The sequence below is a fragment of the Rhodococcus sp. AD45-ID genome (assembly GCF_003023755.1).
GTDB classification, from domain to species: Bacteria; Actinomycetota; Actinomycetes; order Mycobacteriales; family Mycobacteriaceae; genus Rhodococcus_F; species Rhodococcus_F globerula.
The window spans coordinates 1,261,799-1,274,701 of the sequence record NZ_PYHL01000002.1 but is presented as its reverse complement, the minus strand read 5'-3'; the positions used below and the strand labels follow the sequence as shown (position 1 = coordinate 1,274,701).

The following is a 12,903-nucleotide window of genomic DNA, read 5'->3' as shown; positions in this document are numbered from 1 at the left end:
CAATCATCTTGAGAGTCACTGTCAAGTTGATTTCGGCTGGTAAGTTGAGCCACATGGAGGACTGCGGATGACCACACACGACAGCGTCCAGGTCCCCGCGGCAAAACGCGCTCCCGACCTACGGGAACGCCGCCGCCAGGAAACTCGCCTCGAGATATCCCGGGCCGCCCTGGAACTTTTCGAACTCCACGGCTCGTCGGCGACGACGGTTGACGAAATCGCGCGCCGCGCCGGAGTCTCACCCAGCACATTTTTTCGATGCTTCGCCACCAAGGAAGACTCGGCCCTCAGCGTCGAGGTCGAGTTCGAGACGGAGATCGTCGAATGGCTCGATGCGATCCCTGCCGACGACGTGACTCTGACAGGGATGCAGGAAATCTACGGGAACATCATCGAGAGACTGGAGGCCTCGCCTGACAGGCGAGATCGAATACTGCGAGTTCGACGCCTCCTCGCATCCGACCCCCATCTGTGCGCATCATCATTTGCCACAGAATCCATGGCACTGATCCAACTGACGGACCGAGTTGCCATCAAACTCGGCGGCGAGAATGCCCGCCCTTACGCTCGACTACTCGTCGAAAGTGCCGCGATGACAACACGTATCGCGGTCGATACCTGGGCAGAACGCCTGGACAACGGCGCCGAGGCTGATCTGGCACAGATTTACCGGAGCACGTGCGAAGATCTGCGACGCGCCGCAGCGAGCTGATCGACAGCGAGATCAGGCAGACGAAGTCGGGGAATCGACAGCGCGGGCCGGTCCCATGTTGCGCGAGAACATGATCCCGACAAGAAGGACCAATCCTGAAACTGCGATGAACCATCCAGTCCGGTGCAGACCAGCGTCGTCGATCTGATGACCGGCCGTTACCTGCAACACCACAACCGCAAGATTCGCGCCGATGAACGCAACTGTGCGGTAAACGCCGATAGCTGCACCAACTTCGTCCACGGTTGTCACCGCATTGATCAGGCTTTGATTGCCGATGTTGTTGAAACCGTTCGGTATACCAAGTACCGCGGCAACAAGGAGAAGCACCAAGACCGGTGCAGTCGAGCTTTCGACCGAAGCGATCAACACCCCGCCGACCAGCAGCGCACACGTACCGACAAACAGAGTGCGACGGGCGCCGTACCGCCGGTATGTGCGAGACCCGATCATGGTGGCCACCACGCTGACCCCCGCGACGGGCAGCATCGTCAAGCCGGCCTCGATCGGGCTCATCCCCCGCGCGTACTGCAGCCATTGCGGAATTCCGAAAAAGACGCAGTAGAAGCACGTGTACGTGAGCAATGTCCGACCCAGAGTGGCACTGAGCGAGCGATTACGTGCCAGGGCCTCGACATCCAGAAACGGCTCCGGAGCGCGGTGCTCCCACCAGACAAAGAGACCGAGTCCCGTCACCGCAACGGGAAGCAGCCACCACGTCGGGTTCCCCGGCAACGAAACCAGCAGCACCATCGTCGACGTGATCGTCACGAGGAACAATCCGATTCCGACCACATCGAGAGCATGGAGCGCTTCCCGAACCGACACTCGCCCACCGCCGGCAAAGCCCACGTCAGCACGCATAACCACAACAGCACTGAGCACTACGACGGGAAGATTCACCCACAGGATCGATTGCCACCCGAAAGCCCCCACAAGGAGACCACCGACAGTGGGACCAAGAGCTGCAACGGACTGACTGCAGACAACCAACGTTGCAATCGCCGTACGCGGCTGGCGCCCGTAGCGCTCGGAGTAGCTGCGGACCATGGTCATCGCGTTGGGCATGTGGGCTGAAATGCCGAATCCGAGGATCACGTACGCACCGATCAACCAACCGACATTCGGGGCAAGCATCCCGACGCACGATCCGATGGCGACCAGGGCTAAGCCTCCAAGAAATACCCGACGAGCGCCCAGCAATGCACCGAGCCGACCCATCATGGGGGCACCAACAGCGGTCGTGATGTACATCGCGGAGATGATCCAGGAAACGCCGCCGTTCGAACCGAACTGAGCGGCGATACCAACAATTGCCACGGCAATCATCGACGAATTCAGCGGTTGCAGAATGCTGCCGGTCGCTGCCGCACCACTCACCCGGAACGGAACAGGCAAGGCCTTGGTATCTGCCTGGTCCTCGACGGCGGTCATGCGCGCATCACTGACTCCTGCGCCGGTGTTGTATCGGTCGACTCAGCCGCACGCCGCAGCAAACGTCCTGCGAGATAAAGCAACTCACGTTCGACGTCGGTGAACTCCTCCGTCAGCACGGACGTAAGCCATTCACTACGGGCGGCGCGGTCCACGTCCAGGGTCCTACGGCCGATGTCCGTGATCGAGATCAAACTCGCGCGAGCATCATGTGGATCGACGGTGCGCGTCACCATCCCCTTCTCCTCGAGGAGAAGCACAGTCCGGGCGATTGTTTGCGGGACTACCCGCTCCAAATCGGCAAGCGCACGCGCACTCATCGCGCCCACCCGATCCAGATGCGCAAGTGCCTGCAGTTGGGTTGGAGTCAACAAATGCCCGGAACTCTTCGTCCGAATCCTTCGACTGAACACCGCCACGTCTTCCCGCAGCCGGTCGGCACGTTCGTCCATGCGATTCTCCCTAGTCTCATTAGCCAGGGTAGCTGCTTATTTCTTCTAAGGTCTTGGATGTGACCTGTCTCTATCGAAATTTTTTCAACAGACTATCTGTCAAATTTTGCGAGGTGACGTGACGTTGCGAGCCCAAACTGCGATGTAGACCCCGGATTGCTGATCCGACGGATCGGATCCACAGAATCCTGGGATTCACCCGAGATGACCGCCTACGAGAACGAAGACCACTTGCAGCGGATCGTCGCAACCGACCCGCAGTACGTACCCGGTGTCCCCGAAGGCGCTTTGACTGTTCGCGAGCTTTCGACCACGGCAGGCCCCGCAGACGTGTGCATTATCAGCCCTGACGGCACGATCACGATCGTCGAGTGCAAGCTTGCATCGAACTCCGAGCGACGCAGAATGGTGATCGGGCAGGTTCTCGATTACGCATCCGCGATCTGGGTCGATGGTGCTAAATCGTTCAGGGAGCAATGGAATCGTCAGCGGGGTGATGATCTTGCCGCGCTCGGGGAGACTGCACTCGAACAACTCGACCTCAACATCACAGAAGGCCGCATCGACCTGTGTCTTGCCGTCGACCGTATCGACAACGACCTCAAACGCTTGGTCGAATTCCTGAACCGAATAACTCGCGACGAAGTGGCAGTCACCGCTCTTCAGCTGACTTATGCCCGACACGGGGACATCGAATTCCTGATGCCTTCCACCTACGGCGGCGAAATCGCAGCCGTTAAAGCCCGCAGTTCTGGCCCCTCGACATCCTGGACCACACAATCATTCCTCGACGCACTCGACGCCACGTCCGACCGCGTCTCCGCCCAGCGGATCTTCGAACTTCTCGAAAATCTCGATGACATCCGCGGACCGCACAATGCCCTGTGGTTCGGCAATCGTCCGGGAGGCGGCATCTTCTTGTACCCCTATGGACTCCGGTACGCACCCATCCAATTGTGGATCAACAAAACCGGCCAACTCATGGCCTACGGAACCTGGAACCAATACGAGGTTGTACGTCAGCACCCGGGTTTCGCCGAACTAGCCGGATTGATCGGGCAAGACCACCACTCCACCGCAAAAGGCTTCGCAATCGCCGACGTCGATCTCGACGAACTTTGGCACGTTGTGCTGCGTTGTGCAATCGAAATCAACAGGTCCGACGCTTAAGACAGCAATCCCGGGAGACCACGCAGGGGCTCCCGGGATTACGACTGAATATTCAGTTGATAGTCCTGCTTACAGCAGCCCGGTAATTACAGCAGCTCCGAAATTTCCTCGGCGATCTGCTCGGGGGTGACCGTCGACTCGAACCGGCGAACTACCGCTCCGTCACGATCGACGAGGAACTTCGTGAAGTTCCACTTCACTTCGTCGGTACCGATCGCCTCGGGGCGCGTCTTGCTGACATGCTCGAACAGGAATCCGATTTCGGGCCCGAACTCACCGGGTGCCTCGCTGCGGAGGTGCTCGTACAGCGGGTCCGCGTTGTCGCCGTTGACCTCGATCTTTGCGTACACCGGGAAAGTGACGTTGTAGGTCGTGCTGCAGAACTCCTGGATCTCAGCGTCCTGGCCAGGCTCCTGATCTCCGAACTGATTGCTCGGGAATCCGATGACCCGAAGGCCGCGGTCCTTGTTCTCCCGGTACAGGGCATCGAGGCCTTCGTACTGCGGTGTGAATCCACACTTGCTTGCCACGTTGACGACCAACAGAAGGTTGCCCTTGTACTGGCTCAGATCCTCGGTGGATCCGTCGGCAGCCTTGACGGCAAAGTCGTGGACACTCATGAACTCTCCTGATTATCGAAGTGATTATATTGCTACCCAAGGTAGTTCATGCTTCGCCGGCGATAGTGACCGGACACACCAACACGAGTGCCGCACTCAACTGTCGGTATCGGTGGACCCGTCGTCGGCAAGAACGCGATACAACGCTCGACGCGCTTCGATCAGAACATCGGCAGCGGCCTTGACCTGCGCTGGTGTACCCACTGCGGCGACCTGACCGGCAGCACCCATCAGTTGCCCGATCAGCTCACGCAGATCCTGCTCGGGAGCGCCGACGCTGTCGCGAACCTCGTCCCACGGTGCACCGAGATCCGCCCGGTGCTGCTCGACGTACGCGGCACCTTCCTCGGTGAGTTTTGCAGTCTTCCGTCCGGCGACCTTGTCGATGATCACGAGGCCTTCGTCTTCGAGTTGCGACAGTGCGGGGTAGATCGATCCCGGACTCGGCTTCCACACTCCGCCACTGCGTTCGACGATCTGTTGAATCAGTTCGTAGCCGTGCATCGGTTCTTCGGCAATGAGGAGCAGAACAGCCGCGCGAACGTCACCTCGACGCCCGCGCCCGCCGCGTCCGCGCCCACGCCCGAAGTGCGCGCCGGGACCGAACCCTGGGCCAGGTCCGCCGTCGGGCCCGAACCGCCCTCGACGATGCCCGCGCCCACGGTCGCCGTCGGGAAAATGCCTGTCCATTGTTGCTACCCTTCGCCGATATCGCTGATAGTTCGACGATATATCGCACAGATCGAAGGTGCAATGTCTCGAGCAGTAAAGGTGCAATGTCTCGAGCAGTATCAGCCCACCGTCGAACGCAGTCCGTCTGCGAGCTTTTCCAGTGCGTCGATCTCGCGGATCCCTGGATCCATCTCGGCCCCGGACAATGTGACGTAGTTGCGGTTCCGCACGGCAGTCATCTGCGCGGTCACCGGATTCGATTCGAGAAAGGCGATTTTTGTTTCCAACGAATCACCGTCTACTCGCCGACGGTGAAGGTCACCGAGCACCAACACATCCGGGTCGCGGTCGGCTACCGCCTCCCAACTCACTTCCGGCCAGTCGTCGGACAGATCCGCAAATAGGTTGACGGCGCCTGCCTCGTCGGCAAGAAGACCTGGGGCCGAACAACATCCGGCCATGTACGGAGCCTCGAGTCCGGAGAACCAGAAAGCGAGCGTTCTTCCCGAACCGGCAACACCGGCCGCCGCTTCCGATAGCCGCGACTGCAGTTCGGCAATCAACTCTGCGCCACGATCCTGCACGTCGAAGATCGCCGCAAGCTCACGAATCTCCCGGTACAGCGTGTCGATGGTCAGAGTCGCGGTACGCGAGACGTTCTCCCCCTCCACGACGGCATCGGTACAGACAGACGGCGACTGATACGTGGGAATTCCCAGTTCCGCGAATCGGGAGCGTTCCGCGACAACGGCGGAGGTGAAGGTGTGGGCGCTCGCCGACGTCACCAGATCGGGTTCGGTGTCGAGTACCACTTCGAGCGATGCGTCATTGTCGGCCAGTCTCGGCACCAGGTCGTTCTGGGCCGCGAGAGGAGCGAGAACAGGATCGAACCAGGTGGAGGTGCCTACCATCCGGTCGCCGAGACCGAGCGAGAGCAAGATCTCCGTCGCACTCTGGTACAGCGACACAGCTCGTTGCGGCGCCGAATCGAATGTCACTGACACACCACAATTTTCGAGTGTCAACGGGTAACTTGTAGGGCCCGCTGCATCAGCAGCAACGGTAGTCGGGGTCGCGGCGTCCGGCGCAGTAGCGCTGGAGCACCCGGTCAGTAGTGCGGTGGTGCAGAGCAATCCGGTCGCGGCAGTGAGTGCGCGTGTCAGTGGTGCGGTGGGCACGGAAAGTCGTCCTTCGATCAGGGGCTCGGTCGCGGAGCCCGACATGTGGCAATCGCCATCCTCGATGTGGTGCCGGACGAGTATTCGGACTCGTGGGAAATCCCATCGCCGTTGCGCGTCAGTTCCGGATTCTCACCGGTATTCCCTCGTCAGACAGTGGTCAGTATAGGCAGCACACATCCGCAATCATGCAAAGCGCCAGGCCACCAAGAAATTTCTCAGCCGATTCGACGCGGGTCAATCTGAATACGCACAGGTCCGGAGGATTTTCGGGCGCTCCGGGCTGCGCGAGCATGAGCTAGAGCGTCAGCCAGTGCCCGGCCGTCCTTGCGCGGCACTCGAATCAGCAGACGCTCGGGAGCTACGCCCGCCTCGTCCTCACCGGAATACGGAAGCCTCTCCCCCGCAGGCAATTCCACAGGACCGAGGAGAACCGCGCTCGCAGGCAGATCGGCAGAAGCGACCAATTCAGTAATCGCGGCGCTACCACCGTCGATGGCCGCCAGATGGACGGCAGGCGGAAAGCCGACCTCGTCGCGTTCGTCGAACTGACTGCGGGCGTGCCCAACCGGATCCCACCGGACCAAAGCCTGAACTGTCGGGATTCCCGAATCCGCGACGACTACTACCTCGCCACCGTCGGACAGTGGAATCACCAAGGCGGCGGCAGACATCCAGCGCCGCAGAGTCTCTTCCTCGGCGCGAAGATCTGCGCGCCCGAGCAATGCCCACCCGTCGAGCAACAAAGCAGCACCATAGCCCCCGGTCATCACCGGTTCCGCGCCGACGGTCGAGACCACCAGCGCCGGGCCCTGGGCAACTTCCTTGACCACATCGCCGCCACCGGACAGCACAACCTTCACCCCGGGGAACGCGCGACCGAGTTCCTCAGCTGTTCGGCCCGCCCCGACCACAACGGCACGCAGCGCCTTGGCTCCACACGCATGGCATCGGTAGGCCGCGTCGGCGACGCCGCACCAGCGGCACTCGGGAATTCCGGCACCGTCGGGACCTGCTGCAGATGGCAACGCCAACGGTCCGTTGCAACGACGGCACCGCGCCGGCGCCCGGCACTTCCCGCACGCGAGTGTCGGAACGTACCCACGACGCGGCACCTGCACCAACACGCCACGGCCGTCGGCCAATGCTCGCCTGGCCGCGGCAAAAGCGATCGCCGGCAACCGTGCTGCCCTCGCACCGGGGTCGCGGGCCAACGCGTGATCGCTATCCGCCAATGCGGTGATCTTGGGTGAGCAGTGCCTGACAACATCCCGAGCGGCAACCAAATCGTGGGCCCACCCCGAATCTACGAGCACCTGAGACTCCGCAGTTCGGGAGAAACCGCCGATCACCACGGCGCACCCGGCCACATGCGCCCGCAATACCGCGGACTCACGGGCGTGCGGGTAGGGCGAGCGGGGCTCGGACAGGTTGTCGTCGCCGTCGTCCCACACGACAACAAGGCCGGTGTCCGGCGTGGGGGCAAAAACGGAGCTTCGCGTGCCGACGACGATGCGGGCACTTCCGCGAAGCGCCGCAAGCCACCGCCGATAGCGCATAGCCGGGCCAAGTCCCGCTGAAAGTCCTACTACCGCTTCAGGTCCGGATACTTTCTCGCAGGCGGCAAGAACTCGATCGAGATCACGCTGATCCGGAACGACGATGACCGCACTCTTGCCTGCCGACGCCACCGAACCGGCGAGTTCAGCCAACCGCAACGGCCAATCCTCACCGGGCAATGCCTGCCACACCGCTCGCGGAGCACGCAGTTCGCGGACAGCGGTGACAAACGCGTCGCCGTACTGATAGAGGTGCCAGCCTCGTTCGTCCAACGTAGGCGCGGCGATCTCGCCGCTCGGTTCCCACGGCTCGCCTTCCACCTTGGCGTGACGCGGCGGAACGGCTAGTCGAAGCACGTCGGCCCGGGTGCCTGCATAGCGCTCGGCAACGCGGTCGACCAGGTGCGCTATCTCGACGGTGAGAACTCGCTCGGCCGAAATGACACGTTCGAGCCACCCGAATTTGCCCTGATGATCGCTGGTCGCCTCGCGGGAGACGATGAAACCGTCGACCAGACGACCAGCAAAGCGGATGCGCACCCGTACACCGGGTTGCGCATCCGCTTCGAGTTCACGGGGAACGAGGTAGTCGAACTCTCGGTCGAGGTGGGCGAGCGGGAGCATCGGGAGCACCCGGGCAACCGGATCAACCTCTGCCGCTACTCTTTCCGCGCCCACCCGCGCCCCGTCTGTACGTCAGTTATCAGAGACCTGCTGCGCTGCGCAGCTTGTCCGCACGATCCGTGCTCTCCCACGGGAGATCGATGTCGGTGCGTCCGAAGTGACCGTACGCCGCAGTCTGTGCGTAGATCGGACGAAGCAGATCGAGATCGCGGATGATCGCTCCGGGCCGCAAGTCGAATACCTCGGTGATGGCCTGCTGGATCCGAGCCGGGTCGGTCTTCTCGGTACCGAACGTCTCGACGAACAAGCCGACCGGAGCAGCCTTGCCGATCGCGTAGGCAACCTGAACTTCGATGCGATCGGCGAGGCCGGCCGCAACGGCGTTCTTGGCAACCCAGCGCATTGCGTATGCCGCACTGCGGTCGACCTTTGACGGGTCCTTGCCGGAGAATGCGCCGCCGCCGTGGCGAGCCATTCCGCCGTAGGTGTCGACAATGATCTTGCGTCCGGTCAGGCCGGCGTCACCCATCGGGCCACCGAGCACGAACTTGCCCGTCGGGTTGACGAGCAGACGCACGTCGGAGGTGTCCAGATCAATGACATTGATGTCTGCGAGCACCGAGTTGAGCACCTTCTCGCGAAGGTCAGGGGTCAGCAGGTTGTCGAGGTCGATGTCTGCGGCGTGCTGGGTGGAGATGACGACGGTGTCGAGACGAACCGGCTTGTCACCGTCGTACTCGATGGTGACCTGAGTCTTGCCGTCCGGACGCAGGTACGGCAAGACGCCGCTCTTGCGAACCTCGGTCAGACGACGCGACAAGCGATGAGCCATCGCGATGGGAAGCGGCATCAGTTCCGGCGTATCAGTGGTGGCGTAGCCGAACATCAGGCCCTGATCGCCGGCGCCCTGACGGTCGATTTCGTCGTCGAGAGTTCCGTCGACCCGAGCTTCGTGCGAATGATCAACGCCCTGAGCAATTTCCGGGGACTGCGCACCGATCGCGACGTTGACACCGCACGAGTTGCCGTCGAAGCCCTTGGCGGAGCTGTCGTACCCGATCTCGAGAACGGTGTCGCGGACGATCTTGGGGATGTCGGCGTATGCCGTGGTCGTGACCTCACCGGCGACGTGAACCTGGCCAGTGGTGACGAGTGTCTCCACGGCGACGCGGGCACGCGGATCCTGCGCGAGGATCGCGTCGAGGATGGAGTCGCTGATCGCGTCACAGATCTTGTCCGGGTGCCCCTCGGTGACGGACTCGCTGGTGAATAGCCGACTGCCGGACTTGCTCACAGATCTCCCTCTCGACGCCTTGAGTTCATGACTACAGCTTATTGAAATAACACGACCACCGTGTGGTGGCCGTTTTGTCGCTTATTCAGGGTGTAGCTGCGCCGACGATATCCGTTGAACGCTCGGCGCAACACCCTTACGCTCACCCGAAACGGGTGAGAAGCCCCTCACCCCGCTACGGGAATAACGTAATGAGCGCATCCAGCACGCGGCTGGCCATCAACGCTTTCGAACCGTGTTCCAGTGCCGCCTCGGATCCGTCGGAGCCGAGAAGCCAACCGTCGTTGTGATCAACTTCGAATGCCTTGCCCTCGCCGACTGCGTTGACCACAAGGAGATCGCAGCCCTTACGAGCAAGTTTCGAACGGGCGTAACTCAGGACGTCACCGTGTGCGTCACCGGTCTCAGCCGCAAATCCGACGATGACGGTGTCCGCGGCAAGGTCACCGGCCCGACGCGATTCGACGAGGCCGGCAAGGATGTCCGCGTTGCGCGTCAGGGGGATCGAGTCGGGCTCGTTTGCACCCTTCTTGATCTTGCTTCCCTCCACCGTGGTGGGCCGGAAATCGGCGACGGCAGCGGCCATGATGATGCCGTCCTGTCCGGGGGCATGCTTCTCGACGGCCAATCGAAGATCTTCGGCGGTCTTGATGTGGACGACGTCGACAGCTGCTGGATCCGCTAGATCGGCCGTGTATCCGGCGATCAGCGTGACCTGTGCACCTCGCTGCGCAGCCAGGCGAGCCAGGGCGTATCCCTGCTTGCCCGAACTGCGGTTGCCGAGGAAACGAACCGGATCGAGCGGTTCGCGGGTACCACCGGCGGTGACCAGAACTCGACGACCTTCGAGGTCACGAGGCAAAGCGTCGCTGCGCTCGAGGAGCAACGACGCGAGGCCCACGATCTCGTCGGGTTCGGGCAAGCGACCAGCACCGGTGTCCTTGCCGGTCAATCGTCCTGATGCCGGTTCGATCACGTGGACTCCGCGCGAACGCAGGGTCGCGACGTTGGACACCGTTGCGGGGTGTTCCCACATTTCGGTGTGCATCGCCGGAGCGAAGACGACGGGACAACGAGCGGTCAACAATGTTGCGGTCAACAGATCGTCAGCTCGGCCCATGACGGCACGTGCCATCAGATCGGCGGTAGCCGGCGCGATGACAACAAGGTCCGCTTCCTGCCCGAGTCGGACATGCGGCACCTGCGGTACATCGGCGAAGACACCGGTGTGCACCGGATTGCCGGAGAGCGCCTCGAAGGTTGCTCTGCCGACAAATTCCAGTGCGGACTCGGTGGGAATCACGCGAACGTGGTGACCACTCTCGGTGAAGCTGCGGATGATCGCGCACGCTTTGTACGCCGCGATACCCCCGCCGACACCCACAACGATGCGTTTACGCGCCGTACCGGAAGTTTCCGCTACTCCCCCGGTGCCCGAAACCGATTCGGGAGCGGCAGACGACGTGCTCACTCGCCTTCGGTGTGCTCGAGCAGATCAGCGTGGATTTCGCGCAGCGCGATGGAAAGCGGCTTTTCCTGCAGACCCGGCTCGACGAGGGGGCCGACGTACTCGAGGATGCCGTCACCGAGCTGGTTGTAGTAATCGTTGATCTGGCGAGCACGCTTGGCCGAGTAGATGACCAGGGCGTACTTCGAGGAGGTGCGTTCGAGCAACTCGTCGATCGGCGGGTTGGTGATGCCGAGCGGAGTGTCGTAGGCAGGCAGAGCGCCCTGGCTTGCGGCGGACGCGGCTGAAGTGCTGCTCACTCTTGTGTCTCCTGAATTAGATCTTGAATGAAGGCCTACATGAATCGATTTTATGCACCTGGATGGATGAAAATCAGTTCCCAACCAACAAGGATACCAACTCATCGCAAGCACGGCTTACATCCTCGTTCACGATGACCGTGTCGAACTCGTCCTGGGCGGCCAATTCGACTCGCGCCGTCTCCAAGCGCCTCGCGACGACCTCGTCGGATTCGGTGCCTCGCCCGGTGAGTCGCTGGACGAGAACATCCCAACTCGGCGGAGCCATGAACACCAGGAGAGCTTCGGGTTTTGCCTTGCGTACCGCACGGGCTCCGGCCAGATCGACCTCGACCAGTACGGGTCGTCCTGCTTCGAGAGCTTCTTCGACGGGAGCCGCTGGTGTGCCCGATCGCTGCAGTCCGCCGTGAATGTCGGCCCATTCGAGGAGCTCACCGGAATCGATCATCCGCTGAAACTCGTCGCGAGTGGTGAAGCGGTAGTCCTTGCCGTCCACCTCACCCGGGCGAGGATCGCGGGTCGTTGCCGACACGCTGAACATCAACTCGGGCAACCGAGTCCTCAGTTCGCGGACCACACTCGACTTACCGACAGCCGAGGGGCCGGCTAGTACAACCAGCCGACCCCTCCGCACTGCAGTCTTGCTCTCTGACACAGCCTCAGCACTCATAAGAAACTGTTTTCGCAGCGCTCATCACTACTGTTGCGCCAGTTTTTCTCACGGTTCGACTCAGACCTCGAAGTCGAACTTGGTGAGCAGAGCCCGACGCTGACGATCACCGAGGCCGCGGATGCGACGGGTCGGAGCGATCTCCAGCTCGGTCATGATCTCCTGAGCCTTGACCTTGCCCACCTTCGGCAAAGCCTCGAGCAGTGCAGAAACCTTCATCTTGCCCAAGATTTCGTTGTCTTCGGCGTCCTTGAGGACCTCTTTAAGGTCGGTGCCGCCACGCTTCAGGCGCTCCTTGAGCTCAGCCCTGGCCTTGCGGGCAGCAGCTGCCTTCTCCAAAGCAGCAGCGCGCTGCTCATCAGTCAACTGGGGAAGGGCCACGGTTCCTCCGTCTCGTCGTGTGCAAATTTTGTCTATTCCACTGGATAACCAGCAGCGATAGCGACCGTACTCACGCCTGGCGCGAATTGCTAACCCACCCCCCGCGGTCCGGTGCAGATCACGGTGGGTTATGCGCTCTGAAACGTATCTCGAAATCGATGTGCACGACAGCGCTATCTCGACCGAAACAAAACAACATGGACGTTAATATGATTGCGAAAACTATTGTAACACAGGGCTTTTCGGTAAATCTACCGAATAGCACCCAAGGTTGCCCCAGGCGTCGGCCGCACCGCCACCAAACGTGCCCGGTGCCACAGTCAAATTTTTCGACGCAATTCGACGCGTTTGCGCGTGTCGCGAGCGAAAC

At 61.6% G+C, this 12,903-nt stretch carries 13 protein-coding genes and 1 riboswitch; of the genes, 2 read left to right on the top strand and 11 right to left on the bottom strand.

From position 1 onward, the window contains the following. The first annotated feature begins 67 nt into the window (after positions 1-67). Positions 68-712, top strand: coding sequence for a TetR/AcrR family transcriptional regulator (locus C7T36_RS22210; protein ID WP_045067680.1), 645 nt, complete (start codon positions 68-70; stop codon positions 710-712). Positions 713-724: 12 nt separating this feature from the next. Here the strand turns inward: C7T36_RS22210 and C7T36_RS22205 are convergent, their stop codons facing one another. Next, positions 725-2,146: an MFS transporter gene (locus C7T36_RS22205; RefSeq protein WP_045067679.1), complete on the bottom strand. Its 1,422-nt coding sequence runs from the start codon at positions 2,144-2,146 to the stop codon at positions 725-727. After that, positions 2,143-2,598 (bottom strand): MarR family winged helix-turn-helix transcriptional regulator, encoded by a 456-nt coding sequence (locus C7T36_RS22200; protein ID WP_045067678.1) that lies wholly within the window; start codon positions 2,596-2,598, stop codon positions 2,143-2,145. Before C7T36_RS22200 ends, C7T36_RS22205 begins: the two co-directional genes overlap by 4 nt. 204 nt (positions 2,599-2,802) lie before the next feature. On the opposite strand from C7T36_RS22200, the gene C7T36_RS22195 reads away from it, so the two are divergent. Further along, positions 2,803-3,768 (top strand): hypothetical protein, encoded by a 966-nt coding sequence (locus C7T36_RS22195; protein ID WP_106939788.1) that lies wholly within the window; start codon positions 2,803-2,805, stop codon positions 3,766-3,768. A gap of 86 nt (positions 3,769-3,854) precedes the next feature. Here C7T36_RS22195 and C7T36_RS22190 read toward each other — a convergent pair whose 3' ends face one another. The 9 genes from C7T36_RS22190 to mihF form a co-directional block, all read right to left on the bottom strand. Beyond that, the gene (locus C7T36_RS22190) at positions 3,855-4,388 is read right to left on the bottom strand and encodes a glutathione peroxidase (protein WP_033232146.1); all 534 of its coding nucleotides are present in this window, start codon (positions 4,386-4,388) and stop codon (positions 3,855-3,857) included. A 96-nt stretch (positions 4,389-4,484) separates the two neighbouring features. Further along, positions 4,485-5,078 carry a PadR family transcriptional regulator gene (locus C7T36_RS22185; RefSeq protein ID WP_045067677.1) on the bottom strand — a complete coding sequence of 198 codons (594 nt, stop codon included), beginning with the start codon at positions 5,076-5,078 and terminating at the stop codon, positions 4,485-4,487. 101 nt (positions 5,079-5,179) lie between these two features. Next, positions 5,180-6,238 (bottom strand): ABC transporter substrate-binding protein, encoded by a 1,059-nt coding sequence (locus C7T36_RS22180; protein WP_239654724.1) that lies wholly within the window; start codon positions 6,236-6,238, stop codon positions 5,180-5,182. 57 nt (positions 6,239-6,295) lie between these two features. After that, positions 6,296-6,437, bottom strand: a riboswitch (cobalamin riboswitch). Positions 6,438-6,456: 19 nt separating this feature from the next. After that, entirely contained in the window at positions 6,457-8,475 is a 2,019-nt protein-coding gene (locus tag C7T36_RS22175; protein ID WP_181317499.1) for a primosomal protein N', read from the bottom strand. Between the two features lie 25 nt (positions 8,476-8,500). Beyond that, complete coding sequence (gene metK / locus C7T36_RS22170; RefSeq protein ID WP_033232149.1) at positions 8,501-9,715, bottom strand: methionine adenosyltransferase; 1,215 nt, start codon at positions 9,713-9,715, stop codon at positions 8,501-8,503. 175 nt (positions 9,716-9,890) lie between these two features. Beyond that, a complete protein-coding gene (coaBC, locus tag C7T36_RS22165; protein WP_033232150.1) occupies positions 9,891-11,186 on the bottom strand; it encodes a bifunctional phosphopantothenoylcysteine decarboxylase/phosphopantothenate--cysteine ligase CoaBC in 1,296 nt (431 codons plus the stop codon). Further along, positions 11,183-11,482, bottom strand: a complete 300-nt coding sequence (rpoZ, locus tag C7T36_RS22160; protein ID WP_033232151.1) for a DNA-directed RNA polymerase subunit omega — start codon at positions 11,480-11,482, stop codon at positions 11,183-11,185. The genes coaBC and rpoZ overlap by 4 nt, the downstream gene beginning before the upstream one ends. A gap of 73 nt (positions 11,483-11,555) precedes the next feature. Then, on the bottom strand, positions 11,556-12,152 hold the full coding sequence (gene gmk, locus C7T36_RS22155; RefSeq protein ID WP_033232152.1) for a guanylate kinase: 597 nt from the start codon (positions 12,150-12,152) through the stop codon (positions 11,556-11,558). Between the two features lie 60 nt (positions 12,153-12,212). Beyond that, positions 12,213-12,533, bottom strand: a complete 321-nt coding sequence (mihF, locus tag C7T36_RS22150; RefSeq protein ID WP_033232153.1) for an integration host factor, actinobacterial type — start codon at positions 12,531-12,533, stop codon at positions 12,213-12,215. Positions 12,534-12,903 lie beyond the last annotated feature (370 nt).